13 protein-coding genes and 1 pseudogene are annotated in these 17,360 nt (G+C 68.9%); 6 read left to right on the forward strand and 8 right to left on the reverse strand.

The window, feature by feature from the left end:
* Nucleotides 1-125 precede the first annotated feature (125 nt).
* The 4 genes from A9X00_RS32560 to A9X00_RS22605 all read right to left on the reverse strand — a co-directional run bounded on the left by A9X00_RS32560 (nt 126) and on the right by A9X00_RS22605 (nt 6,186).
* On the reverse strand, nt 126-2,024 hold the full coding sequence (locus A9X00_RS32560) for a serine/threonine-protein kinase (protein ID WP_067158587.1): 1,899 nt from the start codon (nt 2,022-2,024) through the stop codon (nt 126-128).
* A 96-nt stretch (nt 2,025-2,120) separates the two neighbouring features.
* Nucleotides 2,121-3,956, reverse strand: a complete 1,836-nt coding sequence (locus A9X00_RS32565) for a serine/threonine-protein kinase (protein ID WP_067158589.1) — start codon at nt 3,954-3,956, stop codon at nt 2,121-2,123.
* A 29-nt stretch (nt 3,957-3,985) separates the two neighbouring features.
* Nucleotides 3,986-5,446 carry a multicopper oxidase family protein gene (locus A9X00_RS22600; RefSeq protein ID WP_156772240.1) on the reverse strand — a complete coding sequence of 487 codons (1,461 nt, stop codon included), beginning with the start codon at nt 5,444-5,446 and terminating at the stop codon, nt 3,986-3,988.
* The gene (locus A9X00_RS22605; protein WP_156772241.1) at nt 5,446-6,186 is read right to left on the reverse strand and encodes a helix-turn-helix domain-containing protein; all 741 of its coding nucleotides are present in this window, start codon (nt 6,184-6,186) and stop codon (nt 5,446-5,448) included. The genes A9X00_RS22600 and A9X00_RS22605 overlap by 1 nt, the downstream gene beginning before the upstream one ends.
* 42 nt (nt 6,187-6,228) lie before the next feature.
* On the opposite strand from A9X00_RS22605, the gene A9X00_RS22610 reads away from it, so the two are divergent.
* From A9X00_RS22610 to A9X00_RS22620, 3 genes are read left to right on the forward strand one after another with little or no spacing between them, the layout of a single operon-like run.
* Entirely contained in the window at nt 6,229-7,467 is a 1,239-nt protein-coding gene (locus A9X00_RS22610; RefSeq protein WP_255363101.1) for an APC family permease, read from the forward strand.
* A 4-nt stretch (nt 7,468-7,471) separates the two neighbouring features.
* Nucleotides 7,472-7,969, forward strand: coding sequence for a flavin reductase family protein (locus A9X00_RS22615; protein ID WP_067158595.1), 498 nt, complete (start codon nt 7,472-7,474; stop codon nt 7,967-7,969).
* Nucleotide 7,970: 1 nt separating this feature from the next.
* Nucleotides 7,971-8,645 carry a pyrimidine reductase family protein gene (locus A9X00_RS22620; protein ID WP_067158596.1) on the forward strand — a complete coding sequence of 225 codons (675 nt, stop codon included), beginning with the start codon at nt 7,971-7,973 and terminating at the stop codon, nt 8,643-8,645.
* A gap of 7 nt (nt 8,646-8,652) precedes the next feature.
* On the opposite strand, the gene A9X00_RS22625 is transcribed toward A9X00_RS22620, so the two are convergent.
* A complete protein-coding gene (locus A9X00_RS22625; protein ID WP_067158598.1) occupies nt 8,653-9,141 on the reverse strand; it encodes an SRPBCC family protein in 489 nt (162 codons plus the stop codon).
* A 282-nt stretch (nt 9,142-9,423) separates the two neighbouring features.
* On the opposite strand from A9X00_RS22625, the gene A9X00_RS22630 reads away from it, so the two are divergent.
* Entirely contained in the window at nt 9,424-9,720 is a 297-nt protein-coding gene (locus A9X00_RS22630; RefSeq protein WP_369830783.1) for a hypothetical protein, read from the forward strand.
* A 159-nt stretch (nt 9,721-9,879) separates the two neighbouring features.
* Nucleotides 9,880-11,697 (forward strand): serine/threonine protein kinase PknE, encoded by a 1,818-nt coding sequence (locus A9X00_RS22635; RefSeq protein ID WP_067158667.1) that lies wholly within the window; start codon nt 9,880-9,882, stop codon nt 11,695-11,697.
* A 6-nt stretch (nt 11,698-11,703) separates the two neighbouring features.
* Here A9X00_RS22635 and A9X00_RS22640 read toward each other — a convergent pair whose 3' ends face one another.
* The 3 genes from A9X00_RS22640 to A9X00_RS22650 form a co-directional block, all read right to left on the reverse strand.
* Nucleotides 11,704-12,060, reverse strand: a complete 357-nt coding sequence (locus A9X00_RS22640) for a hypothetical protein (RefSeq protein WP_067158602.1) — start codon at nt 12,058-12,060, stop codon at nt 11,704-11,706.
* 71 nt (nt 12,061-12,131) lie between these two features.
* A complete protein-coding gene (locus A9X00_RS22645; protein ID WP_156772242.1) occupies nt 12,132-14,060 on the reverse strand; it encodes a serine/threonine-protein kinase in 1,929 nt (642 codons plus the stop codon).
* Nucleotides 14,061-14,286: 226 nt separating this feature from the next.
* On the reverse strand, nt 14,287-16,464 hold the full coding sequence (locus tag A9X00_RS22650) for a glutamine synthetase III (protein ID WP_067158606.1): 2,178 nt from the start codon (nt 16,462-16,464) through the stop codon (nt 14,287-14,289).
* Between the two features lie 198 nt (nt 16,465-16,662).
* Here A9X00_RS22650 and A9X00_RS22655 point away from each other — a divergent pair.
* Nucleotides 16,663-17,319 (forward strand): annotated as a pseudogene (locus tag A9X00_RS22655) (DUF2293 domain-containing protein); the annotation flags it as partial.
* Nucleotides 17,320-17,360 lie beyond the last annotated feature (41 nt).

The raw sequence follows: 17,360 nt of genomic DNA on the forward strand, positions 1-17,360 counted from the left end.
CGCCATGGTGTGCGTCGCGACGTTCACGACCAAGCGAACCGGGTCCCACGGATGCGACATGCCTAACTGTAAGACCGGCGGTGTTCAGGCGCCTCTTCAAGGCCGGACATGGCGATAAGGCACGTCTAATCGCCTGTGCGCGTGTATGTTTCGTCGAAGTCCACGCTCCACTGGCAGTCGGACCGGCCGGACGACTCGTCCAGATGATCGTGGCCGATGAGCTGCGTGATGGGATCCTGGGGTGGTTGCGGCAGCGCGTACTGCCCGGTGACTCTCGCGTAGACCGCTCCGCCGCAACCGGGATCGTTGTCGTCATGCTCGATGTGCAGCGTCCAGGTGCCGCCTTCGAACACCAGCGGTGTGTCAATCGTTTTCGAGTGGAAATAGCTCATGCACCGGTCCCCGGTGCGCAGGCAGTCGGTGACGACCGCCTGGTCCGACTGCTGCGGCGCGATCCTGGCCTTGAACTTTCGGACGAGATGGTAGCTGCCGTGCAGCGCTTCGGCCGGCGACGCCACCCGGGGCGGCAGGGTGTTCGGGTCCGGGAGCTTGTTGATGTCGACGTCTCCGGACCGGGTGAAGGTCACCGTGCGCTTTTCGTTGCAGGCGTTGGCGGAAGCCCCGCGGTACTCGCCGGCGAGGGTGCCGTCCGGCTGCGGCTGCACCGTCAGCACCTGCCAAACTTCGGCCGGAGCGCCTCGGCACTTGTCCGAGCTGAGGGTCACGGCCACCCAGCGCCCGTCCAACTGGTCGAAAACCGCGCTCGATGCGAGCCTCAGCTCGCCGCCGACGCGCTGCGCGGTGGCCCGGCAGCCGTTCGGCCCGCACGCCGAGCGGACCGCGTACGTGTCCGTTTCCGGAGCCGCGCCCTGACCCGGGACGCCGTCCAGCGTGGTGCCCTGGCCGAAGCGCACGTGGTAGAGACCGGTGAAGGGGCCGGTGTTCGGCGCCGCGACGGTGGTATTTCCCGGCGCGGTGGGGGGATTGGTCGCGGTATGGCCCGACTCGGGGTGCCGCACCAGCTTCACGGCGGCGAAGACGCCGCCCGCGACGACGAGCAGCGCGATCCCCACGAAAGCGCCGATGAGCGCCCGGGGGCGCCGCCGACGTCGGATCGCGGGCATCGTCGCGTCGATCCGGGGCTGGGTGTCCGGGAATGGGATGTCGCCCGGCTGGGTGAAGCCCGGGTCAAGCTGCCGAGCCAGCTGGTCGGCGAATTCGCGGCAGCTGCCATACCTTCCGGCTGGATCCTTGGCCATCGCGGTGGCGAACACCGGATCCAGCGCGGCGAGCTCGGGGCGGCGGGCACCGATCGAGGGCGGGGCGGCGTTGATGTGTTGGCTGATCACCACCGCCGGGTTGGAATCGACGTACGGCGCCGACCCGGTCAACAGGTGAAACGCGGTGCAGGCCAACGCATATTGATCGGCGCGCCCGTCGACCCGCTCCCCCTTCAACTGCTCGGGCGCGACGTAGGCGACGGTGCCGACCGTCATGTTCGTCGCGGTCAGCCCGGTCGCGTCATCGATGTGCCGCGCCAGCCCGAAATCGGCAAGATAGACCCGGCGCGTCTGACCATCGGGGTCGGTCAGCAAGACGTTCGCCGGCTTGACATCCCGGTGCAGCAACCCGCGGCCGTGCGCGTAATCCAGCGCCGAACCGACCGCGGTGATGATCGCCACCACGTCCTCGAGCGGCATCCCGCCCGGGTGGCTTTCGCGCAGCAGCCGCCCCGCATCGGTGCCGGCCACGTAATCCATCGAGATCCAGAACTGGCCGTCCTCTTCGCCGCGGTCGTGGATCGTCACGATGTGGGGGTGCGACAACCCGGCCGCCAACTCCGCCTCGCGCATGAAGCGGCCCCGAAACTCGGGATCGGCGGTCAGGTCCGCGGGCAGCACCTTCACCGCGTCCTCGCGCGGCAGGCGGGGATGCGCCGCCAGGTACACCTGGCCCATCCCGCCCGCGCCCAGCACCCGCACGATCGTGTACCCGGCAAACACCTGACCCGTCTCGAGCGACATGGGCAAATCGTAAATGCTCAAGCCGCAGCGGCACCTAAATTCGCGCCGAATGCGAAGCCGCGCCTTGCGGGCAAACCGCGGCGCGCCGCCCTCCCCCTAATCGCCGGTGCGGGTGAAGGTTTCGTCGAAGTCCGTGTTGAGCTCGCACGGGGCGCTCTGTTCCTGGTGAGCGCGGCCGGTGAGCTTGGCGATGGGGTCCCCGGGCGGTTGCGGCAGCGGGTACTGTCCGCTGGACTTCATGCGCGCGGTGCCCCCCGAGTGCGGGCAGGTGACGTCGGCGTCGACGTTCCAGGTCCAACGTCCGTCCCCGAACACCAGCGGTTGGTCGGCCGATGCTTCGTGGAAGTAACTCATGCACCGATCGGCGGTGCGCAGGCAGTAGGTGGTGACCGCGGTGTTCAGCTGCTGTTGCGGCAGACCGTTCGCAAAGATTCGGGTCACGCGGTAACGGCCACGCAGGCCCTGGGCCGGCGACGCCACCCGCGGGGGCTGGGCGCCCGGATCGGGAAGGGTTTTCACGTCGACGTCGCCGGTCCGGGCAAAGGACACGGTGCGCTTGTTGGCGCACGCGTTGGCGGCGGTCGCCGTGTATTCGCCGTCGAGGCCGCCGTCGGGACGGGGTCGCAGCACGAAGACCTGCCAGAATTCCGCGGTCGCCTCGCGGCATGTGTCCGGTGCGACGGCTACCGCGACCCAGGCGGCGCCGATCTGATCGAACACCATCGTCGGTTGCGCCACGGTTTCCCCACCGAGGCGGGACGCGGTCATCACGCAGCCGGCGGGGCGGCACACAGAGCGCAGGCCGTACGTGCTCGTCAGCGCCGGTGGGGTCCCCGGCTCCGGCACGTCGTCGAGAGCCATGTTCAGCCCGAAATCGGCCCGATAGGTGCCCGTGAAGGGGCTCGCGGGCGGCGCCGGGTGGTGCGGACCGACGACGTTCAGCGTCGCGACGACGCCGGCGGCGACCAGCGCCACGACCCCGGCCACGGCCGCGGCGAGGACACCGGGGCGACGGCCCACCCTCCTCCAGGCGGAGGGTTTCTTCCACTGCGGCGCAAGCAAAGTCGGGCCCGACGAGGGATCCGCGCCGGCCGTGTCGAGGTGCCGCCCCAATTCCTGGGCGAACTCCCCGCAGCTGTTGAACCGGCCGGCGGGATCCTTGGCCAGCGCGGTGGCGAATACCGGATCCAGGCCGGTCAGCTCGGGCCGGTGGGCGCCGATCGACGGCGGTGGGGCGCTGACGTGTTGACCGATGACCACCGCGATGTTGGGGCCGCCGAACGGGGGCGCACCGGCCAGCAGGTGAAATGCGGTGCACGCCAGGGCGTATTGATCGGCGCGGCCGTCGACCGACCCCGCCATCAACTGCTCGGGCGCCGCGTAGGCCACCGTGCCGACCGCCATCTTGGTCGAGGTCAGCCCCGCCGCGTCGTCGACGCGGCGGGCGATGCCGAAGTCGGCCAAGAAGATTCGCCGCGGCTGTCCGTCCGACTCGGTCACCAGGATGTTGGCCGGCTTGACGTCGCGGTGCAGCAGACCTCGGTGATGCGCGTAATCGAGCGCCGAGGCGACCGCGTCGACGATCGCCATTGCGTCCTCGACGGGCATGCCGCCTGCGAATTGCTCCCGCAGCAGCCGGGCCACGTCGGCGCCGGCCACGTATTCCATCGAGATCCAGAACTGGCCCTCGTATTCGCCGCGGTCGTGGATCGCCACGATGTGCGGATGGGACAGCCCGGCGGCCAGCTCCGCCTCCCGCTCGAATCGCTCCCGGTATTGCGGGTCGGCGGTGACTTCGGTGGGCAGCACCTTCAGCGCGTCCTGGCGCGGCAGCCGGGGGTGCGAGGCCAGATACACCTGCCCCATCCCGCCCGAGCCCAACAGCCGCAGGATGGTGTATCCCGCGAACACCTGACCGATCTCGAGCGCCATGGCCGAATCGTAGATGCCCCGGTCGCGGATCAGCGGCTGTTGAGCAGCAGCATGAGCCCGTAGTCCATGTGGATCTGCTGGTGGCAGTGCAGCAACGACAAGCCGGGCTGATCGGTCACGAAGTCGATCTCCATGCTCTGGTACCCGCCCAGCATCGCGACGTCCTTGCGCACGCCCGCGGTCGGTGTCCCGGCGATGCGGGTGATTTCGAAGGTGTGGCGGTGCAGGTGCATCGGGTGCAGGTCGTCGGTCGCGTTGCGGAAGCGAAGCCGGTAGCGCTTGTCGCGCTGCAGATCCAGCACGGGCTGATTGGTGTCCATCGAAAAAGCGGCGCCGTTGAACATCCAGACGTTGAAGCCGTTGTCGGCGGCGTTGCGCTTTTCGATCAGCATTTCGATGGTGCGTTCCGGCGGGGGCACCGGCGCGGGGTTGGGCGTCGCGAACAGCCGGTAGTCCCACGTGAACGGCGGGGGCGTCGCCCACTGCGGCTCACCGCCGCGCCCGGCGTATTCCACCACCACGCCCATTCCGTGGCCGCGGTCGTCGTCGGAGAGGTCCCCGAGCACCCACACGCCGGGATTCACCATGTTGACGAACGCCGAAATGCGTTCGGCCGCACCGAGCCACAGCACCGGCACCGGCGCCGGAGTGGGCACCGGGTTACCGTCCAGCGCAACGACGTTGAAGGTGTGCCCGGGCAAGGCCAGGCTGCGGCTTTCGGTGGCGCTGCCGTTGAGGACGTGCAACAGCACCCGCTGCCCGGCCCGCACGCGGATCGGATCGCCATGGCCGAGCATGCGCCCGTTGATCGCGAACGCCCCGTAGCTCACCTCGTAGCCATGCGGGTCGCCCCGGTCGAGCGACGCCTTCATCGCCGACTCGCCCTTCTCCTTGAGATCGGCGTCCGGTTCGCCGGCCAGGAAATCGCTGGCCATGTCGCCCCCGCGGGTGAAGCTGGGCTCGAACTCCTTGAGCGTCAAGAAGATCTCTTGGTCGTAGGCGCCCGGGTTCTGTTTCGGTTCGATGTAGACCGGGCCGACCAGGCCGCTGTACTGGCCGCGGGACAAGTCGGCGCGCGGCACGACGTGGCTGTGATAGAAGCGGAAACCCGCCGGGCCGGGCACGAACGAAATGCGCCGCATGCCGTGCGCCGGGATGTAGGGGGTGCCCTCCTCGGCCGCCCCGTCGACGTCGACGCCGACCTGCTGTCCGTGCCAGTGCAGCTGCTCGGGGGTATCGGTGTCGTTGAAGATGTCCACCCACGTCCGTTGCCCCTCCTTGAACCGCAGCAACGGTCCCGGGAATTGGCCGTTGTAGGTCAGGGTCGACGCGATGTGGCCGGGCGCCAGCTCCACGGTTCCGGTGCCGATCCGCAGCGTGTAATCGGGCTTGCCGTTGGGCGGTCCGGGCGGCGCCGTTCGTGAGCAGGCCGCGCCCGCGGTGACCAACGCCAGCCCACCGAGGAACGCGCGCCGGTCGAACGAGTTCATCAACGCCCCCGGGACTGGGCGAGAACGGGCAACAGAAACTCGATGCGATCGTTCAGTTCGCCTGCCACGCGCCGGAATTCGGGATAACTCGCCCTGCCGGCGGCGGAGGGGTCCGGCAGGCTCCAATGCATCGCGGTGACCACCCCATGGTCGCGGGCGTATTCGCGGACCTTGTCGCACAGCGTGATCACGCAATCGAAGCGCCGCCGGGCGACCGCGGCCAACGGCTGTGGGCGGCCGCCACCCAGGTCGATGCCGTACAGGTCGCGCATGATCCGCACCGCGTTCGGGTGCAGCTGGGCTTTGGGATGGCTGCCCGCGCTCGCGACACGGACGCGGCCGCCGCCCTTCTTCCGCAGTAACGCCTCGGCCATCGGGGACCGCGCGCTGTTGCCGGTACACAGGAACAGCACCGAGGCGGCCGGGTGAGTCGCGGGAGCCGGCGCGAGCGCGGGGTGCAATGCGCTTGCCGCGTGGGCGAATTCGGCTGCGCAGCGCGCCAGGTCCAGGTGGTAGTAGGTGTCGCGGGCGTCGAAATTACTGCGCCGCGCGTCGATGAGCCCCGCCGAGCGCAACAGCCGCAGGTGGTACGACACCAGGTTTTGCGGTTCGTCGACGGCGGCGGCCAACTCGCGCACCCGATGGTCGCCGGCGGCGAGCTCGGCCAGCAGCGCCCACCGCACCGGGTGCGACGCCATCTGCATCAGCGGTGGAACTTCCGCGCGCTTGGTTGCCGCCACCCTTCGGACAATACATCAAATCAGTTTGATAGGTTGGGGCGCGTGACTGAGCTCCGCCGCAGCCTGGGCGTGTTCGACGCCGTGGTGATCGGGCTGGGCTCGATGATCGGCGCCGGTATCTTCGCCGCGCTCGGCCCCGCGGCGCGCGCCGCCGGTTCCGGGCTGCTGCTGGGCCTGGCGGTGGCGGCGGTGGTGGCCTACTGCAACGCCACCTCCTCCGCGCGGCTGGCCGCCCTCTACCCCGCCTCCGGCGGCACGTACCTGTACGGCCGCGAGCGGCTCGGCGATTTCTGGGGCTACCTGGCGGGGTGGGGCTTTGTCGTCGGCAAGACCGCCTCGTGCGCGGCGATGGCCCTGACCGTCGGCTCCTACGCGTGGCCGTCGCAGGCGCACGCGGTGGCCGTCGCCGCGGTGGTCGCGCTGACGGCGGTGAACTACGTCGGGGTGCAGAAGTCGGCGTGGCTGACCCGGATCATCGTCGCGGTGGTCCTCGCGGTGCTGGCCGCGGTGGTCGTCGCCGTCTTCGCCTCCGGCGGCGTCGTCGCCGAGCACCTGCGCCTGGCGGGTGTCACCGTCGGCGGCGTGATCCAGGCCGCGGGCCTGTTGTTTTTCGCCTTCGCCGGCTATGCGCGCATCGCGACGCTGGGCGAGGAGGTGCGCGATCCGGCGCGCACCATCCCGCGGGCCATCCCGCTGGCGCTGGCGATCGCCCTGGCCGTCTACGCGCTGGTGGCCGTCGCGGCGCTCGCCGCGTTGGGGCCGCGACGCCTGGCCGAGGCGTCCGCGCCGCTGTCCGAGGCGGTGCGGGTGGCGGGGATGGCCTGGCTGGCGCCCGTCGTGCAAGTGGGTGCCACGGTCGCGGCGCTGGGCTCGCTGCTGGCACTGATCCTGGGGGTTTCGCGCACCACCCTGGCGATGGCGCGCGACCATCACCTCCCCCACGCGCTCGCCGCCGTGCACCCGAGGTTCGGCGTGCCCCACCGCGCCGAGCTGCTGATCGGCGTCGTCGTGGCGGTGTTGGCGGCGACCGCGGACCTGCGGGGGGCGATTGGTTTTTCCTCGTTCGCGGTGCTCATCTACTACGCGGTCGCCAACGCCTCGGCGTTCACCCTCCGGCCCGACGAGGGCCGGCCGCGTCGGGCGATCCCGGTGGTCGGGCTGGTCGGGTGCCTGGTGCTGGCGTGCGCGCTGCCGCTGTCCTCGGTGCTGGCCGGCGCCGCGGTGCTGGGCCTCGGTGTCGCGGCGTACGCGATTCCGCGGCGGCCCGAGCGGGAAGACTGAGCGGGTGGCCGAGCCCGGAACAGATGCATTCGAAGAATTGGTGTCGCTGCTGAACTACCCGATGTTCGTCGTCACCACCCAGGCCGACGGCGTGCCGGCCGGCTGTCTGGTCGGCTTCGCCAGCCAGGCCAGCATCCATCCACCGCGGTTCCTGGTCGGTTTGTCGACGAAGAACCACACGTTCCGGGTCGCCGCCCGCGCCAGCCACCTGGCGGTGCACGTGTTCGACCGCGAACACCTCGGTGTCGCGGAGCTGTTCGGCAGCCAGACCGGCGACGAGATCGACAAGTTCGACCGCTGCTCGTGGCATCGCGGCCCGGTGCAGCTGCCCATCCTCGACGACGCGGCCGCCTGGTTCGCCGGCAAGATCCTGGATCGCTTCCCGCTCGGTGACCACGTCGGGCACCTGCTCGAGCCGGTGGACGGCCGCCCGCCGCACGAGCTCGAGCAGTGGGTGTCCTTCGGCGACGTTCGCCACCTGGAACCGGGTCACGAGGCCTGATGTGACTCCCCGGGTGGGCGCGGTCGGCGGCATCGCCGAACTCGCGTCGTTCTACGCCGATCCCCCGGCGGGCGTGCGGGCCAACATGATCTTCAGCGCCGACGGCGCCGCCGCGTTCACTGGCCGTGCCGGTCCGCTGTCCTGTCCCACCGATCAGCAGCTGCTGAGAATCCTGCGGGGCTTCGCGGACGTGGTGTTGGTCGGCGCGGGCACGGCGCGCGCCGAGAACTACGGGCCCGTGCGGCTTCCCGACGCACGACGGGACGCGCCGCCGCCGATCGCCGTGATCACCCGCACGGGCGAGCTGCCGGCCAGGTTGTTCAGCGAGCCCGCGCAGCCGCCGATCGTGGTGACCTGCGCGCGCTCGGCCGCGCGGCAGGACCCTCGCCGCCAGACGCTGGTGGCCGGGGAGGATTCGGTCGACGTGACGCGCGCCGTCGCCCTGCTGCGCGCCCAGGGCATGGAGCGCATCCTGTGCGAGGGCGGGCCGACCCTGCTGGATGAGCTGGTGGACGCCGATGCCGTCGCCGAAATCTGCGTGACGGTGGCGCCCAAGCTGGCCGGCAGCCAGCCCGTCGGCGGCCGGCGGCCGTCACGGCTGTCGGTGCCCGTCGGGATGCGCCTCGAGCACGCCCTGGCTTATGACGATTACGTGTTCCTGAAGTATCGCCGCTGAGCGGCGGTCAGGCTCGGGGATAGCCTCGGCGGACCGTGCGATCGAGAATGCCCAGGGTTGCCCGCAGCGCGCCCTCGGAGAGCACCGGGAAGATCCCGGCGTCGCGCCACTTCGGGTCGATGTTCGACCAGTCGTAGAAGGACGTGACCACGGTGGACGCGCCGTCGTCGGCCGGTTCGAGCAGATATCCGTAGACGTGGCCGATCTGCGGGCGGATCTGGCCGAGGATCGTCCACGAAATTAGCCGATCCTGCTCGAATTCCTTGATGCTGACGGTGACGTCGTATTTGCCCAGTTGCGGGTAGTCGTTGAGGGCCTCGCGGTCCATGTGGACCACGAAGCTGTCGCCGACGCCGGTTACCGGTCCGCCCTCGGCGCCTTGGAGCATGCCCGACGAATCGATGGAGACGTGGCCCTGCGGGTCACACAGCACCGCGAAGACATCGGCGGCCGGGGCCGGGATGGTGCGACGGGTCTCGATGCGTTCTTCGGTCATGGGTCCTCGCAGCCATCGCAGAAAACCTGATTTGCCTCGCCGGTCACTCTACGTCGCCGCGGCCGGTCGATGTCAGTGGCTTCTCGGTTGCTGGATGCTCGCTCGGCATGCACCGACGCACGGGGGTTCCTATGATGAGAGCTTGGGGAAAATTTCATCGAATTGCCTGCGCGACACAATCTTCAGTCCACCGTCGTCCGACATCCGCTCGCGGGCGCACAGAGGAGGATCACCGGCGACGTGAGCGATTCAAACGGCGAGGACGAGTACCGCAATCTGGCGGTGAACCGGCTGCGGCCCAGCGAGCTTCAGTGGGCATTGAACAACGATTCCGTGCACGGGATCGCCTACGCGTTCCGCAACCCCGTCGCCGTCGCCGAGTCCATCGACGACCCGCAGGACGAACGCAAGACCTACCTGATCCGGGTCAGGCGTGACGATTTGGCCTTGGCGCTGGGCAAGATCAACGACTGGATCGTCAGGAATCCCGGCCCGGCGGGGATGCAGGCCTACGGCTTCGTCCGCGCGCTGTCGCGGGAGGGGCTAAGCGAAAAGACCGGCGACGAGGAATGCCGGTAACCCTCGCCGACCCCGGATTTCGTAGCCAGCCGACCGGGAATTAGCTGGCTTTCTGGCAATTCGGCGTGCCCCGCGGTTGCCCAAACCATTAGCCTTATGCCTGGCACGCCGCGCTTCGGTGTGGGTTTGCGGCGCGTGGCGGCGGGTGAGGAGTCGGCGATGGGTGACACGACCGCGGATTCGCGGGAGGGCTCGCAGTTCGGGCCGTATCGGTTGCGGCGGCTGGTCGGCCGCGGCGGCATGGGCGACGTCTACGAGGCCGAGGACACGGTGCGCGAACGCATCGTGGCCCTGAAGCTGATGTCGCAGACGCTGTCCAGCGATCCGGTGTTCCGCTCGCGCATGCAGCGCGAGGCCCGCACCGCGGGGCGGCTGCAGGAACCGCACGTCGTGCCGATCCACGACTTCGGCGAGATCGACGGGCAGCTCTATGTGGACATGCGCCTGATCGACGGCAACAACCTGGCCGCCACGCTGAGCCGTTTCGGGCCGCTGTCCCCGCCGCGGGCGGTGGCGATCGTGCGGCAGATCGGCTCGGCGCTCGACGCCGCGCACGCCGCCGGGGTGATGCATCGCGACGTGAAACCGGAGAACATCCTCGTCAGCGCAGATGATTTCGCGTACCTCGTCGATTTCGGGATCGCCAGCGCCACGTCCGACGAGAAACTGACGACGTTCGGCACCACCGTGGGCACGGTCAAATACATGGCCCCGGAGCGGTTCAGCGATGGCGAAGTGACCTATCGGGCCGACATCTACGCGCTGGCCTGCGTCCTGTACGAGTGCCTGACCGGATCCCCGCCGTACACGGGCGACACGATAGGGGTGATGGGGGCGCACCTCAACCAGGCGATCCCGCGCCCCAGCGCCGCGCGCCCGAGCATCCCGGTGGCCTTCGACGGCGTGATCGCCCGCGGCATGGCCAAGGATCCCGCCGCGCGCTACGCCACGTGCGGTGACCTGTCCGCGGCCGCGTATGCCGCGCTGGCCACGCCCGATCAGAACCGGGCCACCGACATTTTGGAGCGCAGCCAGGTGGCGAAGCTGCCGGCCGCGTTCGCCGGCCAGCAGCCCAGCGGTTTTGCCGCCATGCCCCCGCCCGCGATGGCGAACCAGGCACCGCCCCAGGCTCCCCGGTGGCCCACCGGATCGGCTCCCGGGTCGCCGGTGCCGCAGCCGACGGGGTGGCCCGGGACTCCCACGTGGGGCACCGGCGACATGGGCAGCGTCGGCGCGCCGCTGTGGGGGCAGCCGCCGCAGAGCAATCGCAAGCCCTGGCTGTGGATCGGCGCCGTCGTGGCGGTCGTGGTGGCCGTCGTGGTCGGCCTGGTGATCGTCGCCGCCCATCCGTGGGAGTCGTCGTCCCCGTCGGCCCGGTCCTCGACGCCGACGTCGGCCCCACCTCCGCCGGACGCGGTGGAGCTCAAGGTCCTCGATGACGGTGTCTCCGTCGGCAGCGCGGTGGCACCGACGACGATCGACATTTTCAACGAGCCGATCTGCCCGCCGTGCGGCAGCTTCATCCGGTCGAACGCCGGTGACATCGACAGCGCGGTGAACAACAAGAAGCTGGCGGTACGCTACCACCTGCTCAACTTCCTCGACGACAAGTCGCACAGCAAGAACTACTCGTCTCGCGCGGTGGCCGCGACGTATTGTGTTGCAGCGCAAAATGATCCGAAGCTGTACATGAACTTCTACTCTGGCCTTTTCGCCAGCAATTTTCAGCCCGCGGAGGACGCCCCCGAGGACCGCACCGACGGCGAACTAGCCCAGCTGGCCAAGACCGTCGGCGTCGACGCCAGCGTGATCGACTGCATCAAGGGCGGCGACGACATCGGCACCGGCAAGGCCAAGGCCGCGGCCGGGGACGCGACGCTGACCGGACTCAACGCCACCGGCACACCGTTCGTGTGGGACGGCACCAAGTCGGTGAACTATCAGGACCCGACCTGGCTCACCAAGCTGCTCGGCTAGTCACCGTTAGGGGTGCGGCGTGAAAGGCGCCGGAGCGGGCGTTTGTGAGGGACCCATCATGCCGCCCGGACCCATCATGCCGCCGGGGCCCATCATTCCGCCCATTCCGCCGGAGCCCATCATCGGGCAGCTGCCCTCACGGCCGCCGTAATAGCCCCGGTGCCAACCAGAATGGACGCCCGAGGACCAGCCCAAGAACAATCCCCAGAAGAAGATCGATCCGACGATGAACACCACACCGGCGACGATGACGACCCATGCCGCGGCTTGGCCCAGCCGGCTGGGCCCACCGAATCGGTTGTCGTAGCGGGGTTGCTCACTCACGGTGGTCGGTTCGACCGTTGATTCAGGTGTGTCAGTCATGCCTCGAAGGATCGCACACCTATACCCCGCGGGGGTAGGGACTATCGACCCCAGTTGGTGGGCGGGCGCCGCTAATCGCCGGTGCGCGCGAACTTTGCGTCGACGTCGGTGCTGCCGCAGTTGGTTCCCCCGGAATTCGTCACGTCCTCGTGACCGTGTCCGGTGATCAACGCGATCGGGTCCGGTGCGGGTTGGGGCAACGGGAAATGCACGACGATCCGGACGTGCGCCGTGCCGCCCTTGGAGCAGCGGCCGTCGAACTCGCGGTCGTAGATCCACTCCCCGCCGCCGAATACCAACGCCATGGCCGAAGCCGGGGGCGCGTGGAAAAAGCTCATGCACCGGTCGCCGCCGCGAAGGCAGTCCGTGCGGACAACGTAGTCCTGCTGCCCTTTGAAACCGGTTGGTGTGACATCCGATTCGTGGTAGTGGCCGCGCAGCGCCTCGGCCGGCGACACCACCCGCGGCGGCAGCGCATTCGGGTCGGCCACGCTGCCGAGGTCGACGTCTCCGGTGCGGGTGAACGTCACGCCCCGTTTGTTGGCGCAGCCCTTGCCCATGATCTCGGTGGCCTCCCCCGCGAGTGTGCCGTCGGGACGCGGCTGCAGCGTGAAGGTTTCCCAGACCTCGCCTTCGGCGTTGGCGCACGTGCTCGAGCCGGCGGTCACCGCCTGCCAGGTTCCGCCGACCTGGTCGAACACGATCGTCGGCACCTGCATGGTTTCGCCGGTGAGGCGCGTCGCGGTCGCCACGCAACCGGTCGGGCGGCACGCCGAGCTGACGGCCCAGGTTTCGGTCGACGGCGCGGCGCCCGGGGGCGGCATGCCTTCGATGCTGGTGATCCGGGCGAAGTCGGCCCGGTAGACGCCGGTGAAGGGGCCCGTGTTGGGCGGCGGAGGCTTGGGCCCCGGGCTGGCCGTGGGCGCCGCGGTGTTCGCCGGCTTGCTGGACTGGGTGAGCTTCTCGGAGGCGAAGACACCACCGGCGATCAGCAGCGCGACGCCCGCCAGGGCGGGGATCAGTACCGCGGGGCGCCGGCTCAACCGTTTCCAGCCGGCCGGTTTCGGCTGCAGCGGGACGGTGGGCGCGGCGACGCCGAAGGAAGGCTGGGTGATTTCATTGTCCGGGCGGGCCGGAATCTCACCGGCGTACGCGAAGCTCGGGGTCGGCAGGCGGGCGAGGTGGGCCGCGAACTCCCCGCAGCTGGCGAACCGGCCGTACGGGTCTTTGGCCATCGCGGTGGCGAACACCGGATCGAGCTGGGCCAACTCCGGTCGCTGCGCACCGATCGACGGCGGCGGGGCGTTGACGTGCTGGCTGATCACCACGGCGGGATTGGTGTCGACATACGGTTGGGCGCCGGTCAGCAGGTGAAATGCGGTGCAGGCCAAGGCGTATTGGTCGGCCCGTCCGTCGATCGACTCGCCCTTGAGCTGTTCGGGCGCCGCATAGGCGGCGGTGCCGACCGTCATGTTGGTCGCGGTCAGCCCGGTCGCGTCGTCGATGCGGCGGGCGATGCCGAAGTCGGCCAGGAACACCCGCCGCGCCTGCCCGTCGGGCTCGGCCAGCAGGATGTTGGCCGGCTTGACGTCGCGGTGCAGTAGGCCCCGATGGTGCGCGTAATCCAGCGCTTCGGCGACGGCGGTGATGATCGGCGCGACCTCGTCGAGCGGCATTCCGCCGGGACGGTTTTGGCGCAGCAGCCGGCCCGCGTCGGTGCCTTGCACGTAGGCCATCGAGATCCAGAAGTGGCCGTCCTCTTCCCCGCGGTCGTGGACCCTCACGATGTGCGGATGGGACAACCCCGCCGCCAGGTCGGCCTCGCGCACGAATCGGGCCCGGAACTCCGCGTCGGCGGTCAAGTCGGGCGGCAGTACCTTGAGCGCGTCCTCGCGCGGCAGGCGCGGGTGCGCCGCCAGATACACCTGGCCCATGCCGCCCGAACCCAGCAGGCGCAGGATCGTGTATCCGGCGAATACCTGGCCAGCTTCCAGCGACATGGCCGAATCGTAAGTCTTGTCTTCGCGGCTTTGCGGCACTTTTGCGTCCCTTTCCGGTCTGTTACGGGGCGAGGCCCGTCAGCGGAAAGGTTGCGGCACAGCACTTGGCAGAAGTTGGCGAGTTTCTTGCGAAATTCTTGCGCGCGCGCCGCACGCGGATCGTCGGGCGTGGGGGCCGCGGATCACCGCCGCTGGCGCGGCCGGCCCCCACACCCGACGATGTCTCTCACAGGATGTAAAGCATCTCCTGGTAGGTGGGAAGTGGCCACAGGTCGTCGGCGACAACGCTTTCCAGCGTGTCGGCGGCCGCGCGCACCGCCGCCATCGCGGGCAGCAGCTCTTTCTGGGCGTGCGTGGCCTCGGCCAGCGCCGTCTCCGCCGAGTGGTCGGACAGCGCCGACTTCAGCGCCGCAAGGCCCTCTTGCAGCTCGGCGATCGGGGTCGAAACCGCTTCCAGCGCAACCGTACTCGCTTCGACGCCGGCCTTCTTCAGCGTCGCGACGTTCTGGGCCAGCTCGGTCTGGTACCGGATGGCGGCCGGCAGGATCACGGTCGTACCGATTTCCAGCGCCAGTTTCGCCTCGACCGCGATGGTCAGGGCGTACTGCTCCAGCCGGACCTCATAGCGGCTGTGCAGCTCACGCTCGTTGAACACCCCGTACTTCTCGAAGAGTTCAACCGACTCCGGCTTGATCAGCTCCGGAATGGCGTCCAGCGACGTCTTGAGATTAGGCAGACCGCGCTGGGCCGCCTCGATCTGCCATTTCTCCGAATACCCGTCGCCGTTGTACACGACCGCACCGTGCTCGGTGATGATATCGGTGAGCAGCCGCTGAACGGCATGGTCGAAGTCCTCGCCGTCGGCGACGGCCTTCTCCAGCACCGTCGCCATGTAGTCGAGCGAGTCCGCCATGATCGTGTTGAGGATGATCAGCGGCACGGCGACCGTCTGCCCGGAGCCCGGCGCACGGAACTCAAACCGGTTGCCGGTGAACGCGAACGGACTGGTCCGGTTGCGGTCGCCCGGGTCGGTCGGCAGCGGCGGGAGCGTGTCGACACCAATGATCATGGTGCCCTTGCCCTTTGACGACGTCGCCGCGCCCTTGGCGATCTGCTCGAACACGTCGGCAAGCTGTTCGCCGAGGAAGATCGAGATGATCGCGGGCGGCGCCTCGTTGGCGCCGAGACGGTGGTCATTGGTGGCCGACGCCACCGACACCCGCAGCAGCCCGGAGAACTTGTGCACGGCACGGATCACCGCGGCGCAGAACACCAGGAACTGTGCGTTCTCGTGCGGGGTGTCGCCCGGGACCAGCAGCGAGCCCAGCTCGGAGTTGCCCATCGAGAAGTTGACGTGCTTGCCCGACCCGTTGACGCCGGCGAACGGCTTCTCGTGGAACAGGCACTCCATGCCGTGCTTCTTGGCGATCGTCTTGAAGATCGTCATCAGCAGCTGCTGGTGGTCGGAGGCGATGTTGGCCCGCTCGAACATCGGCGCGATCTCGAACTGGCCGGGGGCCACCTCATTGTGCCGGGTCTTGGCCGGGATGCCGAGCTTGAACAGCTCCCGCTCGGTGTCCATCATGAAGCCCAACACCCGCTCGGGCACCGCGCCGAAGTAGTGGTCGTCGAACTCCTGGCCCTTGGGTGGCTTGGCACCGAACAGGGTGCGCCCGGCGTTGACCAGGTCCGGGCGCGCCAGGAAGAAGTGGCGGTCGACCAGGAAGTACTCCTGCTCCGGTCCGCAGAAGGAGACGACGTGGTTGAGGTCCTTGTGGCCGAACAGCTTCAGGACACGCTCGGCGTGTTTGCCCATCGCCTGCTGACTGCGCAGCAGCGGCGTCTTGTAGTCCAAGGCCTCGCCGGTCATCGAGACGAACACCGTCGGGATGCACAGCGTGTTGCCGTTCGGGTTCTCCAGGATGTAGGCCGGGCTGGTGACGTCCCAGCCCGTGTAGCCGCGCGCCTCGAACGTGCTGCGCAGGCCGCCCGACGGGAAGCTCGACGCGTCCGGCTCACCCTGGATGAGGGTCTTGCCGGCGAACTCGGCCAGCGTCTGGCCGTCGGAGATGGGCTCCAGGAAGCTGTCATGCTTCTCGGCGGTGAGCCCGGTCATCGGGTAGAAGACGTGCGCGTAGTGGGTGGCACCCTTTTCCAGCGCCCAGTCCTTCATCGCCACGGCGACCGTGTCCGCCACCGCGGGGTCGAGCTTGGTGCCCTTCTCGATGGTCGCGACGATGGACTTGTACACCGACTTGGGTAGACGAGCCTGCATCTCGGCCTTGGTGAAGACGTTCGAGCCGAAGACCTCGCCGGGCTCTTCGCCAGCCACGAAGCTGACCGCCGGGGGGACATACGCCTCGACGTTGTTGATCGCCTGAAGGCGAACCGCATTTCCACTCAATTGAGTTCCTATCGCTGAGGGGGGCCCACTATTTCCTCGTGCCGGACAGTGGACCGCCCCACAGTAGGAACGTTCGATGCCAAACTTGTTACGCCGATGTCAACGGCGGCTCCGCAATGGTTTCGATCGTGAGACGCGGGCCACGGCGCCACCCAACACACCCAAATGCGAGAAGGCATTATGACCAGGCCGCACAAGCGGTCGCCGGATCTCCTGGTGATCTCACCCGTGAAAAAGTGGACCTGCACCTCATGCGCGGGCACCGGCGGCTTGTTGAAAATCGAAGACGGCGCCCCGCTGTGCCTGGACTGCGCCGACCTCGGGCACCTCGTCTTCCTGCCGTCGGGCGATGCGGCGCTGACCAGGCGCGCGAAGAAAGGAAGCGGCCTTTCTGCAGTGGTCGTGCGGTGGAGCCGTGCACGCAATCGCTATGAGCGCCAGGGAATCCTGGCTGAAGCCGACGCAATTGAACGTGCCGAACAGGAGTGCCTATCGGATGCCGAGGCCCGCTCGCGTCGCCGAGAGCGGGACCAGGCACGGCGCGCATCGGAGGATCTAGAGTTTCAGGCCGAGTTCGCCACCGCGATCCGCGAGCTGTTCCCGGGTTGTCGCCCCGCCCGGGCCGACGACATCGCGCGGCACGCAGCGATGCGCGGTAGCGGTCGAGTCGGTCGAAGCGCCGCCGCGCGAGCACTCGACCCCGACGCCGTCTACCTCGCCGTCGCGGCATCCGTCCGACACCTCGACACAAACTACGACCAACTGCTGATGTCCGGCGTCGACCGCGCGACAGCCCGAGATCGGGTGCGCCAACGCGTCGACGACGTCTTGAACACTTGGCGCCGAGTGCGCTAGTGAACTCAGGGCTTTCAGTGTGCGTCCAGGGCGGCCGTCCG

Origin of the sequence: Mycobacterium sp. 1245805.9, assembly GCF_001672915.1 — a bacterium.
In the GTDB taxonomy this organism is placed as follows: domain Bacteria; phylum Actinomycetota; class Actinomycetes; order Mycobacteriales; family Mycobacteriaceae; genus Mycobacterium.